The 21476-nt window shown below is 60.9% G+C and carries 19 protein-coding genes; 14 read left to right on the top strand and 5 right to left on the bottom strand.

What is annotated here, in order from left to right; all coding sequences use genetic code 11:
• Nucleotides 1-326 precede the first annotated feature (326 nt).
• Nucleotides 327-1841, top strand: coding sequence for a helicase HerA-like domain-containing protein (locus IE095_RS01385; protein WP_189409678.1), 1515 nt, complete (start codon nucleotides 327-329; stop codon nucleotides 1839-1841).
• A gap of 138 nt (nucleotides 1842-1979) precedes the next feature.
• A complete protein-coding gene (locus tag IE095_RS18525; RefSeq protein WP_189409676.1) occupies nucleotides 1980-3938 on the top strand; it encodes a CAP domain-containing protein in 1959 nt (652 codons plus the stop codon).
• Nucleotides 3939-3968: 30 nt separating this feature from the next.
• Here the strand turns inward: IE095_RS18525 and IE095_RS01375 are convergent, their stop codons facing one another.
• A complete protein-coding gene (locus IE095_RS01375; protein ID WP_189409674.1) occupies nucleotides 3969-4865 on the bottom strand; it encodes an NAD-dependent epimerase/dehydratase family protein in 897 nt (298 codons plus the stop codon).
• 84 nt (nucleotides 4866-4949) lie between these two features.
• Between IE095_RS01375 and IE095_RS01370 the strand changes: the two genes are divergently transcribed.
• The 3 genes from IE095_RS01370 (at nucleotide 4950) to IE095_RS01360 (ending at nucleotide 7825) form a co-directional block, all read left to right on the top strand.
• Nucleotides 4950-5165: a hypothetical protein gene (locus tag IE095_RS01370; RefSeq protein ID WP_189409672.1), complete on the top strand. Its 216-nt coding sequence runs from the start codon at nucleotides 4950-4952 to the stop codon at nucleotides 5163-5165.
• A 65-nt stretch (nucleotides 5166-5230) separates the two neighbouring features.
• Nucleotides 5231-7186, top strand: coding sequence for a DNA topoisomerase IV subunit B (parE, locus tag IE095_RS01365; RefSeq protein ID WP_189409670.1), 1956 nt, complete (start codon nucleotides 5231-5233; stop codon nucleotides 7184-7186).
• On the top strand, nucleotides 7187-7825 hold the full coding sequence (locus IE095_RS01360; RefSeq protein WP_189409668.1) for a DUF2971 domain-containing protein: 639 nt from the start codon (nucleotides 7187-7189) through the stop codon (nucleotides 7823-7825).
• 109 nt (nucleotides 7826-7934) lie between these two features.
• On the opposite strand, the gene IE095_RS01355 is transcribed toward IE095_RS01360, so the two are convergent.
• Nucleotides 7935-8120, bottom strand: coding sequence for a hypothetical protein (locus IE095_RS01355; protein WP_189409666.1), 186 nt, complete (start codon nucleotides 8118-8120; stop codon nucleotides 7935-7937).
• Nucleotides 8121-8379: 259 nt separating this feature from the next.
• Between IE095_RS01355 and IE095_RS01350 the strand changes: the two genes are divergently transcribed.
• Entirely contained in the window at nucleotides 8380-8640 is a 261-nt protein-coding gene (locus tag IE095_RS01350) for a BrnT family toxin (protein ID WP_189409664.1), read from the top strand.
• Nucleotides 8628-8969 carry a BrnA antitoxin family protein gene (locus tag IE095_RS01345; protein ID WP_189409663.1) on the top strand — a complete coding sequence of 114 codons (342 nt, stop codon included), beginning with the start codon at nucleotides 8628-8630 and terminating at the stop codon, nucleotides 8967-8969. Before IE095_RS01350 ends, IE095_RS01345 begins: the two co-directional genes overlap by 13 nt.
• 94 nt (nucleotides 8970-9063) lie before the next feature.
• Here IE095_RS01345 and IE095_RS01340 read toward each other — a convergent pair whose 3' ends face one another.
• The gene (locus IE095_RS01340; RefSeq protein ID WP_189409661.1) at nucleotides 9064-10449 is read right to left on the bottom strand and encodes a M20/M25/M40 family metallo-hydrolase; all 1386 of its coding nucleotides are present in this window, start codon (nucleotides 10447-10449) and stop codon (nucleotides 9064-9066) included.
• A 256-nt stretch (nucleotides 10450-10705) separates the two neighbouring features.
• On the opposite strand from IE095_RS01340, the gene hemA reads away from it, so the two are divergent.
• From hemA to ispG, 3 genes are all read left to right on the top strand, one after another.
• The gene (gene hemA / locus IE095_RS01335; protein ID WP_189409659.1) at nucleotides 10706-11929 is read left to right on the top strand and encodes a 5-aminolevulinate synthase; all 1224 of its coding nucleotides are present in this window, start codon (nucleotides 10706-10708) and stop codon (nucleotides 11927-11929) included.
• A gap of 113 nt (nucleotides 11930-12042) precedes the next feature.
• Nucleotides 12043-13224, top strand: coding sequence for a helix-turn-helix domain-containing protein (locus IE095_RS01330; protein WP_189409658.1), 1182 nt, complete (start codon nucleotides 12043-12045; stop codon nucleotides 13222-13224).
• Between the two features lie 76 nt (nucleotides 13225-13300).
• The gene (ispG, locus tag IE095_RS01325) at nucleotides 13301-14425 is read left to right on the top strand and encodes a flavodoxin-dependent (E)-4-hydroxy-3-methylbut-2-enyl-diphosphate synthase (protein ID WP_189409657.1); all 1125 of its coding nucleotides are present in this window, start codon (nucleotides 13301-13303) and stop codon (nucleotides 14423-14425) included.
• Between the two features lie 73 nt (nucleotides 14426-14498).
• Here the strand turns inward: ispG and IE095_RS01320 are convergent, their stop codons facing one another.
• Nucleotides 14499-15401, bottom strand: coding sequence for a LysR family transcriptional regulator (locus IE095_RS01320; RefSeq protein WP_189409656.1), 903 nt, complete (start codon nucleotides 15399-15401; stop codon nucleotides 14499-14501).
• A gap of 96 nt (nucleotides 15402-15497) precedes the next feature.
• Between IE095_RS01320 and IE095_RS01315 the strand changes: the two genes are divergently transcribed.
• Nucleotides 15498-16712, top strand: a complete 1215-nt coding sequence (locus IE095_RS01315) for an MFS transporter (RefSeq protein ID WP_189409655.1) — start codon at nucleotides 15498-15500, stop codon at nucleotides 16710-16712.
• Here IE095_RS01315 and IE095_RS01310 read toward each other — a convergent pair.
• Nucleotides 16709-16999: a hypothetical protein gene (locus IE095_RS01310; RefSeq protein ID WP_189409654.1), complete on the bottom strand. Its 291-nt coding sequence runs from the start codon at nucleotides 16997-16999 to the stop codon at nucleotides 16709-16711. The two genes, IE095_RS01315 and IE095_RS01310, sit on opposite strands and share 4 nt — an antisense overlap.
• A 251-nt stretch (nucleotides 17000-17250) precedes the next feature.
• Between IE095_RS01310 and speB the strand changes: the two genes are divergently transcribed.
• The 3 genes from speB to IE095_RS01295 are packed head-to-tail and all read left to right on the top strand — an operon-like array spanning nucleotide 17251 to nucleotide 21334.
• Complete coding sequence (gene speB / locus IE095_RS01305) at nucleotides 17251-18216, top strand: agmatinase (RefSeq protein WP_189409653.1); 966 nt, start codon at nucleotides 17251-17253, stop codon at nucleotides 18214-18216.
• Complete coding sequence (locus tag IE095_RS01300) at nucleotides 18213-18665, top strand: DUF1499 domain-containing protein (protein ID WP_189409652.1); 453 nt, start codon at nucleotides 18213-18215, stop codon at nucleotides 18663-18665. Before speB ends, IE095_RS01300 begins: the two co-directional genes overlap by 4 nt.
• 53 nt (nucleotides 18666-18718) lie before the next feature.
• Nucleotides 18719-21334, top strand: coding sequence for a putative PEP-binding protein (locus IE095_RS01295; RefSeq protein WP_373295386.1), 2616 nt, complete (start codon nucleotides 18719-18721; stop codon nucleotides 21332-21334).
• Nucleotides 21335-21476: the final 142 nt, after the last annotated feature.

The following is a 21476-nucleotide window of genomic DNA, read 5'->3' as shown; positions in this document are numbered from 1 at the left end:
CCGCCGGGGAAGCTTGGGCATGTGATCAGGGTCTGAGCAAATGAAAAAGGGCCGTGGTGGCGGCCCTTTTTCGATCTCATTTTGCTCCCTGTCGGACTGGCCGACTTTCTGGTTTCGGAAGCTAGGCGGGAAAAAAGCCCGCGTCAACACCCAAGTTGCAGGGAAATCTTCCGTTCGCGCAAACAAAAAAGCCGCGCCCCGCAGGGCACGGCCAGTCAACAGGGAGGAAGTCACAACACGCAGGCAGAACACGCCCCCGCGCGTCCCCAGACTGGCATCAAGCGGTTAAGGATGTATGTTCAATCCGAACCATACGGGGAAGAACGATGGACCAGACCGAAAGCATCTTTGTGGGCGGCGGCGGCGAAGGCTATGGTCTACCGCAGACCCTTCTGCTGAAATACGGCAACCGCCATGGCCTGATCGCCGGGGCCACCGGCACCGGCAAGACCGTCACCCTGCAAATCCTGGCCGAAGGTTTTTCCGCCGCCGGCGTTCCCGTCTTTCTCTCCGATGTCAAAGGCGACCTTTCAGGCCTTGGCGCGTCCGGCAGCCCCACCCATAAACTGCACGAATCCTTTGTCAAACGCGCCGCCACCATTGGCCTTGATCTGCAATATTCCGCCTTTCCCGTCACCTTCTGGGATATGTTCGCCGAACAAGGCCACCCCGTCCGCGCCACCGTCTCGGAAATGGGCCCGCTGCTGCTCTCCCGCCTTCTGGAACTCACCGAACCCCAGGAAGGCGTCTTGAACGTCGCCTTCCGCTTGGCCGATGATGAGGGCCTGCCGCTGCTTGATCTCAAAGACCTTCAGGCCATGCTCACCTTCATCGCCGAAAACGCCGCCGACATCGGCGCCCGCTACGGCCTTGTCTCCTCCACTTCCGTCGGTGCCATCCAGCGCCGCTTGTTGGTGCTTGAGAATCAGGGGGCCACCCAGATGTTCGGCGAACCCGCCCTTGAACTCGCCGATCTCATGCTCACCGACGATCAGGGCCGTGGCCGCATCAACATCCTCGCTGCTGACAAGCTGATGCAATCCCCCCGCCTTTACGCCACCTTCCTCCTCTGGCTTCTCTCCGAACTGTTCGAGGAACTGCCCGAGGTGGGCGATCCCGACAAACCCAAACTCGTCTTCTTCTTTGACGAGGCCCATCTTCTCTTCAACGACGCCCCCAAGTCCCTCATCGAAAAGGTCGAACAGGTCGCCCGCCTTATCCGTTCCAAAGGCGTCGGCGTCTATTTCATCAGCCAGAACCCGGCGGACATCCCCGAGGTCATCCTTGGCCAGTTGGGCAACCGCGTCCAACACGCTCTGCGCGCCTTCACCGCCAAAGACCAGAAAGACCTGCGCATGGCCGCGCAAAACTACCGCGAGAACCCTCGTTTCAGCATCGAAGACGCCATCCGCGAGGTCGGCACGGGCGAGGCTGTTACGTCGTTCCTAGAGGCCAAGGGCATTCCCGGCGTCGCCGAGCGAACCCTTGTCCGCCCCCCATCCTCCCAGCTGGGCCCCGTCGACCCCGCCACCCGCGCCCTGATCATCGCCGATTCGCCTTTGGCGGGAAAATACGACCAGACCATCGACCGCGATTCGGCCTTTGAACGCCTCCGCGCCCGCGCCGACAAGGCGGCCCAGCAGGCCGAACAGGCCGACGACGGCTTCCGAAACGCCCGCCGCTATGGCGGACGCGAGGATCGCGTCGAAAAGCCCAAATCCTCCAGCCGCTCCGACAGCGTCACCGAAGCCTTTACCAAAAGCTTCGCCCGTCAACTGGGCACCAAGTCCGGTCAGGCCATTGTGCGCGGGATTCTCGGCTCACTCTTCAAAAGCCGCTGACGTAATCGTGATAGAATTGCGCCAAAGCGTTGTTTTTGGCCTTGTCTTCTGTCGATTGGTGCCCCATCCGCGCCCCATTTCCCGGTGAAAGGGAAGGACAAGCGGGTGGGGCCCGTCAAAGGGACAAAAAGGTAAGACATGGGACTTTCGGCAGCAGAACAGTACGGTATCGAGTTGTTGAACAGGGCGCGGATGGATCCATCCAAAGAAGCCGCGCTTCAAAAGATCGGGTTGAATCAGGGGAACTTGCCCGGACCGATTTCAACCGCGCCAAAGCAGGTTCTAGCCCCCAGCACGCAATTGCAGGTCGCGGCGGAAAAGCATTCCAACCACATGCTCCGCGTCGATAAATTTGCGCATGACGGCATTGGCGATGGCACGCCATCCACCCGTTTCCGTCAGGCGGGCTTTGATTGGACAGCCAACGCCGAAAACATCAACTATGCCTCGGTTGGCTTTGCCAACTCGCTGGAACGCCTGACCGCGGCGCAGCACGGTATGCTTTTTGATTCGGCCGGCCACCGTTACAACCTGTTGTCGGGTTGGCTGAACGAGGTGGGCTATGGTTTGGCCCAGGGCAATTTTGGCGGCCATAAAGTGTCGATGCTGACGCAGGGCTTTGGCTCGCGCGGCTATACCTATGTCACTGGCGTTGTCTTCAACGACAAGAATGGCAACAATTTCTATAACATCGGCGAGGGTCGGCAGGGCTTGGCCTTTTCCATGGACGGTGGCCGTCTGGTCAAGGCAGCGGCGGCGGGCGGCTATGCCCTGCGCGTCACCCCCTCGGACAACACCCGCGTCAGCATCGATGGTGGCCGCAAGGCCGTGGTCGAGATTGACACCCTGAACGGCCGCAGCGGCTTTAACGCCAAACTCGATGTCGTCAGCAACAACCTGCTGCTTGTCTCGACCAGCACCTATCTGGTGTCCGGCTCGATCAAGGACATGAAGGCCCTGGGCATCAGCGCCGTGACCCTGACTGGCAGCGAAAGCAACAACCGGCTCTGGGGCAATATTGCCAACAACACGCTGAACGGGCAGGGCGGCAACGATACGCTGTTCGGTGGCTCTGGCCAGGACAAGCTCTATGGTGGCGATGGCAATGACAGCCTTTTGGGCCAGGACGGCGACGACACGCTTTGGGGCGATGCTGGCGACGACACGCTGGACGGCGGCAACGGCACCAGCACCCTGAACGGCGGCGACGGCGATGACCGGCTGCTGGGGCAAAAGGGGCATGACAGGCTGAATGGCGAAGCAGGCCATGACTATCTGTCGGGCAGTCTGGGCAACGACACGATGTCCGGCGGCGAAGGCAATGACATGCTGATCGGTGGCGACGGCAACGACGATCTGTCGGGCGGCGTCGGGGATGACGAACTGTTCGGCGGCAATGGCGACGATAGCATCAGCGGTGGCGACGGCATCGATCAGTTGTTCGGCGGGGCAGGGCATGACAGCCTTCGTGGAAACGGTGGCGACGACGAACTCTCCGGTGAAGCTGGCAACGACAGCTTGCTGGGTGAGGCCGGAAATGACCTGATCTTGGGCGGCGACGGCAACGACACTGCGCTAGGCGGCGAGGGCAATGATACCCTCAACGGGGAAAACGGGGACGATCTGCTTTATGGCGACGCCGGAAATGATCGCGTCGATGGCGATGCGGGTAACGATACGCTTTACGGCGGTTCAGGCGACGATACCTTGCAGGCTGGCGACGGGAACAATCTCCTGTCAGGTGACGACGGCAACGACCTGTTGAACGGCGACGCCGGGTCCGACACACTGATTGGCGGCGCGGGGGACGATACACTCACTGGTGGCGAAGGTGCGGATGTCTTTGTCTTTTCGAACAGCGATGACAGTGCCGATGATGTTGATGTCATAAATGATTTCAATATCTTGCAGGACGTTCTTCGTATTTCATCCGCCAATCTGAACGATGCCCAAGATTTCGTGGACTGGGCAAGTGAGCAAGGCAACGTCGAGGTTGATGGAACGGATGTGGTCTTGCATTTCGAATTCGGTGATACACTGCGCCTCAAACATACAACGCTCGAACAGCTGATGACGGCACAAGTCGAAATCATCTGAAACCAAAAGGGGGCCAACCGGCCCCCTTTCTCATCCCATCGGATCGGCCACATAGCGCCGCCAGTTGTGTTCTTCCTTGAACCCCAGAACCTCGCGCACCTTGCGGTTCGACAACAGACTTTCGTTCCGCTCCAACTCTCGCGACACCGGAACCTTCGGGAAAAACTCCGCCAACAACTCCGCATTCGGCTGACACACCGAATTCGTGTCATTCACCGCATTGAACACCTGGAACCCCAGCCCATCCTTCCGCAAACACTGATCCACAATCTGCCCCAGATCGCGCGCATCGATATAGCTGAATGTGATCCGCCGCCGCTGCCCCGGATCGGCAAAGAAACCGGGGAACTTGTCATATTCATCCGGCTCGATCACATTCCCGATCCGCAGCGCATAAATGTCCACCCCCGACCGCCGCTGAAACGACCGCGCCGTCACCTCGTTCACTTTCTTGGACATGCCATAGCTGTCCATCGGGTCGATGTCGTAGTCTTCCTCCAAGGGCAGAACCTTCGGGTCCACCACCCCATCGCTGAAACACAGACCATAGGTCGTCTCGCTGCTGGCGATGATGATCTTCTTCACCCCCATCTTCACCGCCGCCTCGATCACATTATAGGTGCCCAAGACGTTGACGCGGTAAGTCTCGGTATCCGGCGCCAGCAAAAGCCGCGGGATCGCCGCGAAATGCACCACCGCATCAAACACCTGCGCGCCCTTTGGGTCTTCCATCTCGTCAAAACCCGCATGGGAGGACATCGCCGAATAAACCTGCCCCGCATCGGTGATATCCCCCATCAGGTCATGCACCCCCGGATGCATCAGCGGAACCCGGTCGAAATTCAGCACCTTGTGCCCCGCCGCCGCCAGGTAAGCCACCACATGCTTCCCCGCCTTCCCCGTGCCCCCCGTGAACAGAACGCGCATGTGGTCCCTCCCAATTTTAACGATAATGTCTTTGATTTCACCCGTTCTGCCGCGCAAAATGCCCGAACACAAGCCGGGAATCCCATGTCGCGCATCCTTCCCCTGAACGACCTTCACGCCCTCGCCAAATCCCGCAAGGCAAAGGACGGGGAACCCGTCGAACTGATCGAAAACGGTCAGGTGATCGGCTACTATCTGCCCGCAAAATGGGTTGAGGCGCAGCCGCAGGGGAACCGCGATCCCCAAGCGCTGATCGACATGTTGCGCAACCATCTCAAACCCACTGGCGACGCCACCTAACCCCCACATCTTGCGCCCCGCGCCCCCAACTGATCTAATCACGCGATCACCACAGGGGGCGCATCATGGCCGACGATCTTCTTTCCGGCGGAAAAGACACCTATGACGCCTCCTCGATTGAGGTGCTGGAGCCGTTAGAGGCCGTCCGCCTCCGCCCCGGCATGTATATCGGCGGCATCGACGAACGCGCCTACCACCACCTCGCTGCCGAAATCCTCGACAACTCCATGGACGAGGCCGTCGCCGGCCACGCCACCCGGATCGAGGTTGAACTTCACGCCGACGGCGCCCTCACCATCCGCGACAACGGCCGCGGCATCCCCGTCGATCCCCATCCCAAATTCCCCGACAAATCCGCGCTCGAGGTCATCCTCTGCACCCTCCACTCCGGCGGCAAATTCAACGGCAAGGCCTATGAAACCTCCGGCGGCCTTCACGGCGTCGGCTCCTCTGTCGTCAACGCCCTCTCTGACCGCATGGATGTCGAAGTCGCCCGCAACCGCGAGCTTTTCTCCCAGAAATTCTCGCGCGGCCAACCCCTTGGCCCCATCCAGAAAATCGGCCCCGCCCCCAACCGCCGCGGCACCACCACCACCTTCCACCCCGATCCCCAGATCTTTGGCACCCAGGCCTTCAAACCCCATCGCCTGCTGAAAATGGCCCGCTCCAAGGCCTATCTCTTTTCCGGCGTCGAAATCCGCTGGAAATCCGCCATCCCCGACGGCGACACGCCGATGGAGGCCACCTTTCACTTCCCCGGCGGCCTTTCCGATTACCTTTCCGACACGCTGGAAAAAGCCACCACCTATGCCGACAAGCCCTTTGCCGGCAAAGTCGGCTTTCAGGACAAATACGGCGTCCCCGGTTCCGTCGAATGGGCCATCAACTGGACCCCCTCTCGCGACGGTTTCATCCAATCCTACTGTAACACCGTCCCCACGCCCGAGGGCGGCACCCATGAATCCGGCTTTTGGTCCGCCATCCTCAAAGGCATCCGCGCCTATGGTGATCTGGTCAAGAACCGCAAGGCCGAACTCATCACCCGCGACGACATGCTCACCGGCGGCTGCGCCCTCATCTCGGTCTTCATCCGCGAACCGCAATTCGTCGGCCAAACCAAAGACCGCCTCGCCACCGAAGAGGCCGCCAAATGGGTCGAAGGCGCCGTCCGCGACCATTTCGACAACTGGCTGGCCAATGACACCAAATCCGCCGGTTCCATCCTCGATTTCCTCATCCTGCGCGCCGAAGAACGCCTTCGCCGCCGTCAGGAAAAGGAAACCCAGCGCAAATCCGCCACCAAACGCCTGCGCTTGCCCGGCAAGCTGACCGACTGCACCGCCAAGAACCGCGAAGGGACCGAACTTTTCTTGGTGGAGGGCGACAGCGCCGGCGGCTCCGCCAAGGGGGCCCGCGACCGCGAATATCAGGCGCTGATGCCGCTCAAAGGTAAAATCCTGAACGTTCTGGGCGCGGCCTCGGGCAAACTGTCGGAAAACAGCGAAATCCGCGATATCTGTGAGGCGCTGGGTGTCTCCATGGGCACCCGTTTCAACGTCGATGACCTGCGCTATGACAAGATCATCATCATGACCGACGCCGATGTCGACGGCGCGCATATCGCCAGCCTTTTGATGACCTTCTTCTTCACCCAAATGCGCCCCCTGATCGACAAGGGCCACCTCTACCTGGCCTGCCCCCCGCTTTACCGCCTGACCCAGGGGGCGAAACGGTTGTATGTCGCCGATGATGTGGAAAAAGAATACTGGCTGGCCAAAGGCCTGGGCGGCAAAGGCAAGATCGACGTGCAACGGTTCAAAGGTCTGGGCGAAATGGACGCCAAAGACCTGAAAGACACAACCATGAACCCCTTGACCCGAAAACTCATTCGCGTGACGATTGATGAGGATGAACCGGGCGAGACGGGCGATCTGGTGGAGCGGCTGATGGGCAAAAAGCCCGAGCTGCGGTTCCAGTATATTCAAGAGAACGCGCGGTTTGTGGAGGAGTTGGATGTTTGAATGAAATTGTATAAATTTCTATCGGCCGAGTTTGCGATTAAGACGTTAACTGAGCGTCAAATAAAGGCTTCACGTATTTCTGACTTAAACGACAGCTTTGATTTTTTTGGTGTAGTTTTTGCTTCTGAAAAGGAAAATATTGTTTGGGAGAATTTTATCGATAGAAGGGGAAGGCACGTTTCAAACCCGATTTGCATTTGTTGTTTTTCTCGAAGGTTTGATAGTCCACTGATGTGGGCGCACTACGGCGATAGTGGAAAAGGTATTGTCCTTGAGTTTGAGGTGGAGGCTGAGGGCTGTTTGCCAGTAGAATATCGAAGTACGCGCATCGTATCTTCCAGCATATCGCAGATGAGCCATGAGCATAAAATTGAACTCGTAAAATTAGCATTTTCTGTAAAATCAACGGATTGGCAATATGAGGATGAGGTTAGATTCATTGTTGCAATTGATCAGGAGCTTGGGCAACAACCATTGGTGTTTGTTCCGTTTAGCAAAAGTCTTGAGTTGACAAGGGTGATGATTGGTCCAAAGTCTGAAGTCTCTCGTTCAAAAATTGAGGGGCTTGTAGATTCATCTGTTTATGTCAAACGAATGAGAAAATCTCGAACTGAGTTTAGTATTGAAATTTCGGATTAGCGCGCCGTAGGGTGCGCATTCATGGCGCACCACACCCAAAAACCAACCCCTCGTAGGATGCCATGCTCGCACGCACCAGACCCCAAACCGGTGCGTGAAATCACGCACTCTACCTCTCAACGACCCACAAAAAATACTCATAATAAATCTGCGTGACGGCGACATAAGCCAGCACACCAACCAAGGCTATTTGCCAAACGAGGTTCAGCGCTGTTCGCACAAGGCCCAAATTTTCTGGCAGCATCGCCTTTGGCAAATCCCAAAGGAAATCGAACCCGCCCAGCCAGTCTTTCATTTCTGACCTCTTGCCCGCCTTAACGCGCCGAACGCTCAATCCATCCTGTGCCGCGAACCAAGGCTGCGGGTCAAGCGCGCCTTCATGGCGGCGGCTCAAAACGGGGGGCAACCACCAAAACCCACCCGGACGGTGGGTTTCACCCACCCAACGCCCACCCCAAACCCCCAAACGATGCGTTTCCCAACCTTCACCCCGCATTAACCAACGCATCCTAACCTGCCCCTACACTTGACCGCCACTTAATGTATGCATATAAATGTGGGAATGGGACGACGACAAACGCCAAGCCAACCGCGCCAAACACGGGGTGGATTTCGCCTTGGTCGAGGGCTTTGACTGGGCTTCGGCCAAGACCGAGGTTGATCTGCGCCGCGACTATGGCGAGGAAAGGTTTGAATCCTCGGGCCTGATTGGCGAACGGCTGTGCGTTCTGGTCTACACACCGCGCGGCAACCGTCGGCGGCTGATCAGCTTGCGCAAGGCGAATGCAAGAGAGGTGGAGCGATGGCTGACCTGAAAGACAGTCCAACCGGGCAAAAGGTGCGTCTTCCAACCCCCGAGGAAGACGCCGAAATCAACAAAGGCATCGCCCAAGACCCGGATGCGCGAGAGTTGGATGATGTATGGTTTGCCGCCGCCAAACCCGTCTGGGAATTCCCCGACCTCGTGAAAACCCTGCAAAAGCACGGCTATCTTGGCCGCCCGCCCATGCCCCCCGAACAGCGCAAACAGCGCGTGACGCTGCATCTGGACCCCGACATTCTGGCGGCGCTCAAGGCCGATGGCAAAGGCTGGCAGACCCGCGCCAACGCCGCCCTGCGCCGCGCCCTCGGGTTGGATGCGTAGGTCGGGCCTCGGTCCGACCTACACCCCAAAAAGAATTCAAATCACTGAATATATATTCAATATCAATAATTTACACACATTTTCACGCGTGAAATCACCCCGCCAGCCGCGCCAAAACCCGCACCCAGGACCGGATTCCCTTGTGGAAGCTTTCCACCGCATATTTCTCATTCGGGGAATGAATCTGGTCATCGTCATGCCCGAACCCGGTCAGCAGCGCATCCATCCCCAGTTCCGTCTTGAAATACCCCGCAATCGGGATCGACCCGCCGCAACCCACGAAAGCCGCCGGACGCCCCCATTCCTCGGACAAAGCCGCCCGCGTCGCCTGAAACGCCGGGTGATCCACCGTCATTTCCCCGGCCGGGCTGGCCCCATGCGCGTGGAATTCCACCGTCACATCCGCAGGCAATTGCGCCCGCACATGCGCCCGGAATTTTTCCCGCAGGTCCAGCGGATCCTGCCCCGGAACCAGCCGGAAGGTCAGCTTGGCATGGGCCTCGGCCGGCAGCACAGTTTTCGACCCCGCCCCGATATAGCCGCCCCAAATCCCGTTCACCTCGGCCGTCGGCCGCGACCACAGCATTTCCAGCGGCGTCCGGTCCTGTTCCCCTGCCGGAACCGACAGACCCACATCCCCCAGAAACGCCGCGTGATCAAAGGCCAAAGACTGCCATTGCGACCGCATTTCATCCGAAAGCTCGCGCACCCCATCATAAAACCCCGGAATCGCAATCCGCCCGGTCTCGTCATGCAGGCTCGCCAGCACCTTGTTCAGCACACGGATCGGGTTGATCGCGGCCCCGCCATACATGCCCGAATGCAGATCCTTGTTCGGCCCGTGGATCGTGATTTCCTCGCCCAACAGCCCCCGCAGCATCGTCACAATCGCGGGCACCTTGCTTTCAAACAGCCCCGTGTCGCAGATCATCGCCAGATCGGCCCGCAATTCGGCGGCATTGTCCCGCATGAACGGGATCAGGCTCGGCGAACCCGATTCCTCCTCCCCCTCCAGAAACACGGTGATCTTGAACGGCAGGCTGCCTTTTTCAGCCTTCCACGCCCGGAAAGCCTCGATAAAGGTCATCAACTGGCCCTTGTCATCCGCCGAACCGCGCCCCCGGATCACTGGCCCCTTGGCCGTCTCCTCCACCGCAGGGTCAAAGGGCGCGCGATCCCAAAGATCCAAAGGATCAACGGGTTGCACGTCATAATGCCCATAGAACAGAATATGCGGGCCTGAATTGTCCGGGGGCCCATCATAATGCGCCACCACCATCGGATGGCCGGGTGTCGGGCGCGCTGATGCCGCAAAGCCGATGGATTGCAGATCCGCCACCAGCCAGTCTGCGGCACGGGCGCAATCCTCGGCAAAGGCTGGATCGGTCGAAATCGACGGGATGCGCAGCAGTTCCAGCAATCGGTCCATCGCGGCGGGCAAATCGGCATCGACGCGGGAAAGAATGGGGTTCAGGTCCATGGGCGCTCCTATCGTTTGCCGCAGGCTAGCAGGCGACCCAAGACGGGGGAAGGGATCACATTGGGGTGAAGAGACGCAAGCCTGCCATGCAGCAGCGGCAGATCAGGCGTAATATCAGGGAAATCCGGGCATTGGCCGCCGGGCCAAAGGTCGGAAATCCGGCCTTTGGACTTGACCCAGGTCAAGGTGGATGCCAAGGGCATGTGGCAGACCGAGGACGCCAGCCGCAAGGCAAGCCGACCGATGGGAGAGACTGATGCACTTTGACAATGCCCTTGATGCCGCCCTGAACCGTCTGCATGACGAAGGGCGTTATCGGACATTCATTGATATCGAACGGCATCAGGGCCATTTCCCGCGTGCCACGCGCCGCCGTCCCGACGGCAGCCTGCAAGAGATCACCGTCTGGTGCGGCAATGACTATCTGGGCATGGGCCAGCATCCGCAGGTTCTGGCCGCGATGAAAGATGCGCTTGATGCGGCCGGGGCAGGTTCCGGCGGCACGCGCAACATTTCCGGCACCACGCTGCACCACCGCGCGCTGGAACAGGAATTGGCCGATCTGCATGGCAAAGAGGCGGCCTTGGTCTTTACCAGCGCCTTTGTCGCCAATGATGCCACGCTTTCAACCCTGCCAAAACTGTTCCCAGGGTTGATCATTTATTCCGACGCCTTGAACCATGCCTCGATGATCGAAGGTATCCGGCGCGGTGGCGGCGAAAAGCGCATCTTCCGGCACAATGATGTGGCCCATCTGCGCGCGCTGATGGCGGCCGATGATCCGGCGGCGCCCAAGCTGATTGCCTTTGAATCGATCTATTCGATGGATGGCGACATTGCCCCCATCCGGCAGATTGTTGAACTGGCCGAAGAATTTGGCGCGCTGACCTATATCGACGAGGTTCACGCTGTGGGCATGTATGGTCCGCGTGGGGCAGGGGTGGCGGAACGCGATGGGCTGATGGGGCGCATCGACATCATCAATGCGACGCTGGCCAAGGCCTTTGGCGTGATGGGGGGGTACATCGCGGCCAGCGCCAAGATGGTCGATGCCATCCGGTCCTATGCGCCGGGCTTTATCTTTACCACCTCGATCCCGCCGGCCATTGCGGCAGGCGCAGCAGAATCGGTGCGGATTGTGAAGGGCGCGCAGCATCTGCGCGATGCCCAGCAGGCCCATGCCAAACTGCTCAAAATGCGGCTGCGGGCGCTGGGGATGCCGGTGGATGATCACGGCACCCATATCGTGCCGGTGCATATCGGCGATCCGGTGCACTGCAAGATGCTGTCCGACATGCTGCTGGATCGTTTCGGCATCTATGTGCAGCCGATCAATTTCCCCACCGTGCCGCGCGGAACGGAACGCCTGCGTTTCACGCCCTCGCCGCAGCATGATGTGCGTCTGATCAATGAATTGGTGAACGCTTTGGATGCACTTTGGGGCCATTGTGCGCTGAATCGCGCCGAAGGGGCGGCTTAATCGATTCCGGCGGTGCATTGGGCCTTGCCCTGTGCTAATTTCCGGCCAATACGATCAGGAATGAGTCGTGGGGAACGACTCGTTTGCTGCCACAAAAAACACGGGACAGGCGCATGATCTGGCGGAGGACGAAACCTTCGGTTGCAGAGGCGGAAACGCCCAAGGGTTTCGATGATTTTGAGCTTCGCCTTGGCGACCTGATGCGGGGCGAACGCGCCACGCTGGGCAAGTCGCTGCTGGATGTGCAGCGTGAACTCAAGATCAAGGCGACCTATATCGCCGCCATCGAAAATTGCGACATTTCGGCCTTTGAAAGCCCCGGCTTTGTGGCGGGCTATGTGCGTTCCTATGCGCGTTATCTGGGCATGGATGCCGACGCGGCCTTTCATCAATTCTGTGCCGAAGCCGATTTTGAAATCGCGCATGGCATGTCGTCGGCGGCGGCCGCTCCGGCGAACAAGACGCGCCCGCCCTTGGGGGCCGAGGTGCGCGATCCCTTCGCTGACCCGAATGCCAGCTTTGTGCCGCGCAGCGAAAGCTGGCTGTCGCGGGTGGAACCTGCGGCGGTGGGTTCGGTGCTGGTGCTGCTGGGGCTGATTGGCGGGCTTGGTTACGGCGGCTGGACCGTTCTGCAGGAAGTGCAGCGTGTGCAAATCGCGCCGGTGGAACAGCCACCCGTTGTGGTGGCCGATATTGACCCGGTGGGCGGCATCAGCCTGACCGCGCCGGATGCGAACGTGGCCGATGGCCGCGTGACCCGGCTGGACCGCCCTGATCCGCTGGCTGAGCCGATTGTTGTGCCGCGTGATGGGCCGATTGCCGCGATTGATCCGGGCCGGATGGCGGGCGCTGCGACGCCCGCAGAAGGCGAAAGCGCCGTCGATCAGGCCTTGGCCGAAGCCATGGGCCCCGAAGCTCCGCAGGTGGTTGAAAAGCCAAAAGTCGTGACGATTGTGGCCGCGCGCCCCTCGTGGGTCGAGGTCAAGGCCCCTGACGGAACCATTCTGTTCAGTGAAACGCTGGACGCCGGCCAAAGTTATGTCGTCCCGCAACTGGAAGAAGCTGCGTTGCTGAAAGCAGGCAATTCCGGTGCCACCTATTTCATGATCGGCGACACGACCTATGGTCCCGTGGCGACCGACGGACGGGTGGCCAAAAACGTGCCGCTCTCGGTGGACGCCGTGACCGAAACCTACGCCGCCGTCGATCTGTCCAGCGATGCCGAACTGCAAAAGGCTGTCCAGGCTGTCGCCGACGCCTCCGACGTCATCGCCCCCGACGCCCCGGCCGAATGATCACATCTTCGGGCCGGGCGTTGCCGCCGGGCCCGGCATAAGCTAGCAAGGCTCAGCCAATCACATCGGGTCTCCCATGTCGCTGAACCACGTCCGTCCCTGGAAAAACATCTACCGCCGCCCCTCCCGCCAGATTCGCGTGGGCAAGGTTCTGGTCGGCGGCGATGCCCCCATCTCTGTCCAGACCATGACGAACACCCTCACCACCGACATCGCCGCCACCATCGAACAGATCCAGCGCTGCGCCATCGCCGGGGCCGATATCGTCCGCGTCTCTACCCCCGATGTCGAAAGCACCCGCGCCCTGCGCGAAATCGTGGCCGAAAGCCCCGTTCCCATCGTCGCCGACATCCACTTCCACTACAAACGCGCGATTGAGGCCGCCGAGGCTGGCGCCGCCTGTCTGCGCATCAATCCCGGCAATATCGGCGACGCCAAACGCGTGGCCGAGGTTGTCAAAGCCGCCAAAGACCACGGCTGTTCCATCCGCATCGGCGTCAACGCCGGTTCCCTCGAACGCCACCTCTTGGAAAAATACGGCGAACCTTGCCCCGATGCCATGGTCGAATCGGGCATGGACCATATCAAACTCTTGCAGGATAACGACTTTCACGAATTCAAAATCTCGGTGAAAGCCTCCGATGTCTTCCTCGCCGCCGCCGCCTATCAAAAACTGGCCGAAGCCACCGATGCCCCCATCCATCTGGGCATCACCGAGGCGGGGGGCCTTGTCAGCGGCACCGTCAAATCCGCCATCGGTCTGGGCAACCTCCTATGGATGGGCATCGGCGACACCATTCGCGTCTCGCTTTCCGCAGACCCGGTCGAAGAGGTCAAGGTCGGCTTTGAAATCCTGAAATCCCTCGGCCTGCGCCATCGCGGCGTCACCATCATTTCCTGCCCCTCTTGCGCCCGCCAAGGCTTTGACGTGATCAAAACCGTCGCCGCACTGGAGGATCGCTTGGCCCATGTGACGACCAGCCTGTCGCTCTCCATCATCGGCTGCGTGGTGAATGGCCCGGGCGAGGCGCTGATGACCGACATCGGCTTTACCGGCGGCGGGGCAGGGTCCGGCATGGTCTATCTGGCGGGCAAGCAGGCCCACAAGATGACCAATGACCAGATGGTCGATCACATCGTCGAGCTGGTCGAGGAAAAGGCCGCGCAGATTGAGGCAGAGCAGGCCCAAGCCGCGGAATAGGCGCATCATCGCCCCGACCGCCGAGCCGGGGCCTTGATCCACCGATCCGATGCCCCAGCGCCCTGTGCCGCTGTCACTCCTGAATGTCGTAAAGCGCCAGTTCCTCTTGCAGGAAATCCATGAACACCCGCAGCCGCGCCGTCACCGACTGCGCCGAGGGATAGACAAAGGTCAGCTCTTTCTGCGGTGTCCGCCAGTCGGACAGCACGCGCACCAGCCGCCCTTCATGCAGGTCGGGCAGGGCAAAGGGAATCGGCAGGATCGCCACCCCCGCCCCGGCAATCGCCGCATCGCGCATCGACAGGAAAGACCCCAACGCCAGCCGCGGCTTGACGTTCAGCACCGTCCGCTGCAAGCCATTCTCCAGTTGCAACCCATTGTTCCAGCCTGCGGATTTTCCGATCAACGGCACGTCGACCAGATCCATCGGATGTTGCAGGTCCAGTGCCGAGGCGACAGCAGGATGCGCCACAAACACCGCATAGGCCCGCAGCATCACCTTGGCCGCATGGCTGCCGTCCTCTTCATACATATGCCGCAAGGCCCCGTCGAAGCCTTCCTCCAACAGGTTCGCCGGGCGGTCCATGAAATGCATTTCCAGCGAAATGTCCGGATAGGCCGCCAGAAACCGCGCCGCAATCGGCCCCATCAGCATGTCGCCCATCGCCTGCGGCACCGCAATGCGCAGATGCCCCTTGGGCGCGCCGCCCTGTTCGCCCAAGGCACGGCGAATATCCTCGGCCTCGGACAAAAGGCGTTCCGCCCGCGCCGCCAGAACCTCCCCCTCCGCCGTCACCCGCAACTGGCGCGTTGATCGTTCGATCAGCCGCACCCCCAGATTCATTTCCAGATCGGCCACTTTCTTGGAAACTGTCGATTTGGGCATCCGCAGCGCCAGCGCGGCATTGGAAAACGATCCTTCGCGCACCACGGTCCGAAAGGCGCGCAGGGCGGGCAGGTCAAGGTCATTATGCATGATTGTGGATTATCCGTTCACGAATTGCTGTCTTGTCCATCAATTTGAATTGTGAGACATGAAACGTCAAGCAAGTTTCCAAATCTGGACAATCCAATGACCGATCATCCTCCCGTTCCGGGGCGGCTTGTCACCGCTTCTGTTTTGATGCTTTCGGCGCTGACCATCATGGCCAATGCCACCATTTCGCCTTCGCTACCGGGGCTCAAGGAGCATTATGCCGATGTTGACGGCATTGAAACCCTGTCGGGCCTGCTGCTTTCGCTGCCGTCGCTGGCCATCGTGTTGTCGGCGGGGGCAATGGGCTGGATGGTGGACCGCTTCAACCGCCAGACCCTGCTGATCGTTTCGGCGCTGCTTTATGCCATCGGCGGCACGTCCGGCCTCTGGGTGGACAGCCTGCAAGGCATGTTGATTGGCCGTTTCATTCTGGGTCTGGGCGTCGCGGGCACCATGACGCTGGGCATGACTTGGGGCGCTGACCTTTGGCAGGGGCCAGCGCGGGCGCGGTTTCTGGGCTGGCAGGGGGCGGCCATGTCGGGCGGCGGCATCGTGGTGATGCTGGCGGGCGGCGCTTTGGCCGCGCTGCACTGGCGCGGCGCTTTCGCGGTCTATGCGCTGGTCTTGCCCGTGGCTTTGCTGGCGGTCGCAGCCTTGCAACCCCACGCGCGGGCGATTGCCGCGCGCAAGGCGGAACGCGCCACGCTGTCGCGGGCCAAAAGCGACAGCCGCTTTCCTTGGGCCGCCTTTGGCGTGACGGCGCCTTTGGGCTTTTTCTTCATGGCGATGTTCTATGTGCTGCCCACCCGTGGCCCATTCCTGATGGCCGAAAAGGGGGTGACAAACCCCATGCTAATGGCGGCGATCATGGCGGCGATGACGCTTGCCTCGATCCCCGGCGCGCTGAACTATGGCCGCATCCGCCGCTATCTGTCGGCCACCGCGGTCTTTGGCCTGTCCTATGTGATCATGGGCGCAGCACTGGTGGTGATGGCCTTGGCGACGGGGCCGGTCACGCTGTTGGTCGGGTCTTTGCTGATGGGCATCGGCATGGGGCCATCCATGCCGAACTACACCACTTTCTTCATGGCCTTTGTGCCGGCCGATCTGCGGGGCCGGGCCTCGGGCCTGCTGACGACGGCCTTTTTCGCCGGGCAATTCGCCTCGCCGCTGATCTCGGCCCCCCTGATCGCGCTGTTCGGACTGGCAGGCGCATTTGAGGTGATGGCCGTCATTCTGATGGGCGTCGGCGCGGTGATATTGGCCGTGGGGCTTAGGGGCGAAATCCTGCGCGCGCCGGTGATGGCCTAATCGCAGGCAAAGGGCAGAAAGGAACCCGCCATTCCTTCGGCCACGGCCATCAAGGACAAAAGGTCGGCGGTTTCCAGATCGGCGGCAGAGCCGGGACAAACATCGCGCGGTGGCTGACAGCCCCGCGCGATGAACGCATTCTGGGCATCGGTGAAAGCGGGGGAAAGATCGGGTGTTTCGGCCAACTGGTCCCAAGCGCGGGCATAACGGCTGCATTTTTCCGCCGTCCATGCCGCATCCGCAACGGCAGGCAGGGGCAACAGGCAAAGGATCAGGACAAGGCGCATGTCACTGTTTTAGGTGGCATGTCGCCACGGGGCAAGCCTTGGCATCGCAGGGCGACTGCTGGGCGTTTTAATATTCATAATAATGAATAGATATTATATATCAATTTGTTATAGTGCTTTTCACGCGTGAAATCTGTTTCCTCGGGGCAGGGCTTGACCTTCGCCCTCGGCTTGCTCAATCTGGATGGGCCGGATCAGGGTTGTCTCCGGCCCCGACAACGACGCCCGCGAACCTTTCCTTGCGAGCGATCATGGCCCTCGAAGATGCCAAAACTCAGGTAGACACCGCCTTCACCCGCCCCGGCCTGCGCGGCTTGGCCTTTGAAAACGCCTTCGGCGGGGCAACCTCCTTCCTGCGGCGGACCTATACGAAAGACCTGATGGGGGTCGATCTGGCGATCACCGGCGTCCCCTTCGATCAGGCCGTCACCCACCGCACCGGCGCCCGTTTCGGCCCCCGCGCGATCCGTGAGGCCTCCAGCCTGCAACCCTTCGACCCGCCCTACGGCTGGCCCACGAACCCGCTGGAAGAAATGGCCATCGTCGACTACGGCGACCTCGCCTTTGACTACGCCAAGACCAGCGAATTCCCCGCCACGCTGACCGCCCATATCGCGAAGATTCTGGCGGCGGGGGCGGGCACGATCACCCTTGGCGGTGATCATTTCATCACCCTGCCCATCCTGCGCGCCTACGCCGCCAAGTTCGGCCCCCTCGCAGTGATCCACTTCGACGCCCACTCCGACCTGTGGGTGGACGATGACATGGAACGGATCGATCACGGGACATTCCTTTACAAGGCCGTGAAGCTGGGCCTGATCGACCCCTCACGTTCGGTCCAGATCGGCATCCGGACGATGACCGAGGATTATCTCGGCGTGAACGTGATCGACGCGCGGCTGGTCCACGAAAAAGGCGTGGATTGGGTGGTGGAGCGGGCCAAGGGCATCGTCGGCGACCATCCCACCTATCTGACCTTTGACATCGATTGCCTTGACCCCTCGGTCGCGCCCGGCACCGGAACCCCGGTCTGGGGAGGCCTGCATTCCTGGCAAGCGGCAGCGATCCTGCGCGAACTGGCGGGGGTGAACATGGTCGGCGGGGATGTCGTCGAAGTCTCGCCCCCCTATGACACCACCGGCGCGACCGCCATCGCCGGCGCCCATGTCGCGCATGAATTGATCTGCCTTTACCATTGGGCCAAGACCCAAAGATGAAACGGTTTCTGGCCTTCGCTGTCCTGCTGATCTTGGGCGCGGGGGCCATGATCCGGCTGTTGCCCAGCGATCCGGCGGATTGGCATGTCGATCTGGCGGCGGCGGATTTTCAGGCAAGAGCGCATTCGACCTTGGCCTGTATGGAACCCGGCCACCGCTATACCCCAGCGGGGCCAGCTCTGGCGACCTTGGCCAAGTTGGACAAAGTGGCCCTCGCAAGCCCACGCACGCAGCAACTGGTGGCCAGTGAGGGGCGGATCACTTGGGTCAGCCGCAGCCTGATCTGGGGATTTCCCGACTACACCACCGCGCAAGTGATGCCAGATGGCGAAACCCTGTGTCTTTATGCCCGCCAAAGGTTCGGCCCGAGGGATTGGGGGGTGAACCGAGCGCGGTTGCAGGGCTGGTTGCAAGAGGCGCTTGGATTGAACGAAGCGCCCGATATCTGAACGGAAATTCAACGGCTTCCATCATCATGCTTGCGTGACGGATCAATCGGACTATGCTGCGCGAAGGGAGGATCGCCGCAGTGCAGCAAGAGCCGATGGCCATGGATTTCACCGAAGCAACCATGACTGCGAAAATCGCAGCGGCGACGCATGGCTGGCGGGCAAAATGTCTGCAACGGCTGATCCGGTTGGAAATGCCTGTCCCCCACACCGTTGCATTGCCTTTTTCGACCGTTCGGGCGATCGCGGCGGGGAAAAAGCTTAATAATACTGGCCTCTTGGCGCTTTTTGGCTCTGGCGCCCTCGTCTCGGTTCGACCGAGCCCGGAAAATCCGGCTTGGGGCGGGCCTGCGACGGTTTTGAATGTGGGGCTGAATGCTGAACGCCACGCGCAGTTGACGCAAAGCCATGGGCAGGCGGCAGCGGATGCGATGTATCTGCGTTTCGTGCAGGGCTATGCGGTGAACGTGGCGCGGCTGGACCCGGATATGTTCGCCAGCCCTGCACCCAAGGCCGAGGCTTTGGCCGAGGCGCTGCGGCGCTACGAAGACGAGATGGACGAACCCTTTCCACAAGATCCGGGGCGCCAATTGTCGGAAGTCTTGCGGTCGATGGCGCGGGCCTGGGAGGGCACTTCGGCGCGGCTGTTGCGGCAGGCCAAGGGCGCGCCGGACGGGGCGGGTTTGGGGCTGATCGTGCAGGAGATGGCCCAAGGTTTCGGGCAGGGACTGTCGGGCGCGGGGGTCATTCAGTTCGTTGATCCGCTTTTGGGTCTGCCGCAGATCACCGGGCGCTATTTGTCGCAGTCGCAGGGGCGCGATGCCCTGCGGCGGACAGAGGCCATTTATCTGACGCGCGACAAGCGGGGGGCTTCGTTGGAAGAGGCGGCCCCCGACATCTTTGCCGATTTGCTGCGCTATGGGGCGATCTGCCGCAAGGGTTTGCGCGAAGAGATGCAGATCGAATTCACCATCGAAGATGGCAATCTGGCGGTGATTGATGCCGTGCGGGTGCCGCGTTCGGCGCGGGCCAATCTGAGGATTGCGGTGGCCTTGGCGAATGATGGGGTGATTTCCGAAGAAGAGGCCGTGATGCGTGTCGAGCCCCGCTCGCTGGCCGAACTTTTGCACATGCAGGTCGATCCGCGTGGGCCACGCGATGTGCTGGTCAAGGGGATTGCCGCCAGTCCGGGGGCTGCGACGGGCGTTCTGGTATTTTCCTCGACCGAAGCGCAGACTTTGGCGGCAAGGGGCGAGTCTTGCATTCTGGTGAAGCGTGAGACCGCACCCGAAGATATTCGCGGGATGCATTCGGCGGCGGGGGTGTTGACCGAACGCGGGGGCATGACCAGCCATGCGGCGGTGATTGCGCGGGGGTTGGGGCTGCCCTGTATCGTCGGGGCGTCTGACCTGCGGATCGATGCGCGGCTGGGGCTTTTGACGACGCCGGACGGCCGCAAATTCCGCGAGGGCGAGCGGATCACGGTGGATGGCACCACGGGTGAGGCTTTGGCCGGCGTGGTGGATATGCTGCCGCCGGGGCAGGACGACAGTTTTCAGACTTTGCTGGGCTGGGCCGACCGGGTGCGCGATATCGGTATTCGCGCCAATGCGGATACGCCATCCGACGCGCGGACGGCGCGGGCCTTTAAGGCGGAAGGCATCGGCCTTTGCCGGACGGAGCATATGTTCTTTGATGCGGACCGTCTGGTCGTCATGCGCGAGATGATCTTTGCTGATACGGCGCAGGATCGGGCGGCGGCTTTGGCCCTGCTTTTGCCGATGCAACGGGCGGATTTCACGGAGTTGTTCAGCATCATGCAGGGGCAACCCGTCTGCATCCGGCTGTTCGACCCGCCCTTGCACGAATTCCTGCCGCAAAGCCGCGAAGGCCTGCGCGATCTGGCCGAGGCGTTGGACAAACCCCTGTCCGATGTGACACGGCGAGCCGAGGCCCTTTCGGAAGTGAACCCGATGCTGGGGATGCGGGGGGTGCGGCTGGGGGTCGTGTTGCCCGAAATCTATGACATGCAGGCGCGCGCGATTTTCGAGGCGACGGTGGAGGCTGCAAGGCAGGGCAGCCCCGTGGTCCCGGAAATTATGATTCCGCTGGTTTCGGCCCGGCGTGAGGTGGAATTGGTGAAAACCCGCATTGACCAACTGGCCGCAGCGGTGCGGACGCAGACGGGGGCCAGTTTTGACTATAAGCTGGGCGTGATGGTCGAAACGCCACGGGCCGCGCTGCGGGCGGGCGAGATTGCGCAACATGCGGCGTTCCTGTCGTTCGGCACGAATGACCTGACCCAGATGACCTATGGATTGTCGCGCGATGATGCGGGCCGGTTCATGAACACCTATGTGCGGCAGGGGGTCTTTACCGAAGACCCGTTCCACATTCTGGATGTCGAAGGTGTGGGGGAACTGCTGCTGATCGGAGCAGAACGCGGTCGCAAGACGCGGGGCGATCTGACGCTTTCGGTTTGTGGCGAACATGGGGGCAACCCGGAGTCGATTGATTTCTGCCGTCAAGCGGGGTTCGATTACGTGTCCTGCTCGCCCTATCGCGTGCCGCAGGCACGGCTGGCGGCGGCCCATCTGGCGCTGCGCGGGCGCAATTTGCGTGCTGAGGCGGCGGGGCGCCCGCAACAATCTTCTGCGGCGGCGGAATAACGCCGACTGATTCGGCGGAATTTCGCCAAAAATCGTGTGATTTCGGCCACATGGGTTTGACCCCATGCGGGGGCAGGTCCAATTCAGCCGCGTTCCAAAGCGGTTCCCGGGTGGGGAAAGTTGCGGGACCAACGGCAACAAG

The sequence above is a fragment of the Neogemmobacter tilapiae genome (assembly GCF_014652215.1).
Classification (GTDB): Bacteria; Pseudomonadota; Alphaproteobacteria; order Rhodobacterales; family Rhodobacteraceae; genus Neogemmobacter; species Neogemmobacter tilapiae.
The sequence above is the reverse complement of the archived record's forward strand: the minus strand, read 5'-3'. Positions and strand labels throughout refer to the sequence as shown.

Bases quoted from the DNA above. Each gene is read 5' to 3' on its own strand.
- IE095_RS01300 (WP_189409652.1), top strand. From the start codon at position 18,213: ATGAAACGGTTTCTGGCCTTCGCTGTCCTGCTGATCTTGGGCGCGGGG.
- IE095_RS01295 (WP_373295386.1), top strand. From the start codon at position 18,719: ATGCTGCGCGAAGGGAGGATCGCCGCAGTGCAGCAAGAGCCGATGGCC.
- IE095_RS01320 (WP_189409656.1), bottom strand. From the start codon at position 15,401: ATGCATAATGACCTTGACCTGCCCGCCCTGCGCGCCTTTCGGACCGTG.
- IE095_RS18525 (WP_189409676.1), top strand. From the start codon at position 1,980: ATGGGACTTTCGGCAGCAGAACAGTACGGTATCGAGTTGTTGAACAGG.
- IE095_RS01385 (WP_189409678.1), top strand. From the start codon at position 327: ATGGACCAGACCGAAAGCATCTTTGTGGGCGGCGGCGGCGAAGGCTAT.
- ispG (WP_189409657.1), top strand. From the start codon at position 13,301: ATGTCGCTGAACCACGTCCGTCCCTGGAAAAACATCTACCGCCGCCCC.
- IE095_RS01310 (WP_189409654.1), bottom strand. From the start codon at position 16,999: ATGCGCCTTGTCCTGATCCTTTGCCTGTTGCCCCTGCCTGCCGTTGCG.
- IE095_RS01355 (WP_189409666.1), bottom strand. From the start codon at position 8,120: ATGAAAGACTGGCTGGGCGGGTTCGATTTCCTTTGGGATTTGCCAAAG.
- IE095_RS01350 (WP_189409664.1), top strand. From the start codon at position 8,380: ATGTGGGAATGGGACGACGACAAACGCCAAGCCAACCGCGCCAAACAC.
- hemA (WP_189409659.1), top strand. From the start codon at position 10,706: ATGCACTTTGACAATGCCCTTGATGCCGCCCTGAACCGTCTGCATGAC.
- speB (WP_189409653.1), top strand. From the start codon at position 17,251: ATGGCCCTCGAAGATGCCAAAACTCAGGTAGACACCGCCTTCACCCGC.
- IE095_RS01370 (WP_189409672.1), top strand. From the start codon at position 4,950: ATGTCGCGCATCCTTCCCCTGAACGACCTTCACGCCCTCGCCAAATCC.
- IE095_RS01315 (WP_189409655.1), top strand. From the start codon at position 15,498: ATGACCGATCATCCTCCCGTTCCGGGGCGGCTTGTCACCGCTTCTGTT.
- IE095_RS01330 (WP_189409658.1), top strand. From the start codon at position 12,043: ATGATCTGGCGGAGGACGAAACCTTCGGTTGCAGAGGCGGAAACGCCC.
- parE (WP_189409670.1), top strand. From the start codon at position 5,231: ATGGCCGACGATCTTCTTTCCGGCGGAAAAGACACCTATGACGCCTCC.
- IE095_RS01360 (WP_189409668.1), top strand. From the start codon at position 7,187: ATGAAATTGTATAAATTTCTATCGGCCGAGTTTGCGATTAAGACGTTA.
- IE095_RS01375 (WP_189409674.1), bottom strand. From the start codon at position 4,865: ATGCGCGTTCTGTTCACGGGGGGCACGGGGAAGGCGGGGAAGCATGTG.
- IE095_RS01340 (WP_189409661.1), bottom strand. From the start codon at position 10,449: ATGGACCTGAACCCCATTCTTTCCCGCGTCGATGCCGATTTGCCCGCC.
- IE095_RS01345 (WP_189409663.1), top strand. From the start codon at position 8,628: ATGGCTGACCTGAAAGACAGTCCAACCGGGCAAAAGGTGCGTCTTCCA.